The organism is Fastidiosibacter lacustris (genome assembly GCF_003428155.1).
Classification (GTDB): Bacteria; Pseudomonadota; Gammaproteobacteria; order Francisellales; family Francisellaceae; genus Caedibacter; species Caedibacter lacustris.
In genome coordinates this window covers 1-670 of sequence record NZ_QLIR01000060.1, presented here as the reverse complement: position 1 = coordinate 670, position 670 = coordinate 1, and the positions used below count along the sequence as shown (strand labels likewise).

Genomic DNA, 670 nt, shown 5'->3' with positions numbered 1-670 from the left:
TTAATGCTTTTCCCCACTGTGCCAAACTTGCCGCATAATCGCCAATATTGTCTAAAGAAAGCGCTTCATTACCTAAATACAGCTTGCCGACATCACCATGAGAGACAATATGTACCGCTGAAAGATTGCTGTATTTTTGAAGTATTTTTGCAATTTCGTCCACACCATCTTCGCCTGGCAGAATCACTTCTACTGCGGCATCACGAGTGATATTGCCAATCAATACATGTGGGTCTTTGACTTGGCTATCAATGATGATCACTTCCTTAAATCGACTGTAATCGGTGGTAAAGGCTTCACTATTTGCCATTATTGCCTGCAACAGACTTTCTGTCTGATTGGCATGTTCATTTTCGGCAAGCGCCGCTAACACGTAGTTTTGTTCATCGGCGTTTACTCCATCCATGATATCGACTGTGGCAATTGCTGCACCATCAAACATAATGCGAGGCTCTAACTCTTGCAACAATGAAGGCTGAGGTTGATAGAACATCCTATTATCTTTTTTATTTTTATTGGTTTTATTTGCTGAAACAAGCGTATGTAATTGGCTCTGTACGACTTTATATAATTGCTTAATCATGATAGGTTATCCTTTTTCTTTTCTTTTTAAGTCTGCATTAAGGATAGTCCATCACTAAATTTAAGAATTAAGACAATCTATAATTTA

The 670-nt window shown here is 38.4% G+C and carries 1 protein-coding gene; it reads right to left on the bottom strand.

The features are described from left to right. The coding region (locus tag DNJ77_RS09870; protein ID WP_116964874.1) for a DUF4347 domain-containing protein at positions 1 to 583 on the bottom strand (583 nt) is incomplete at its 3' end. Positions 584 to 670 lie beyond the last annotated feature (87 nt).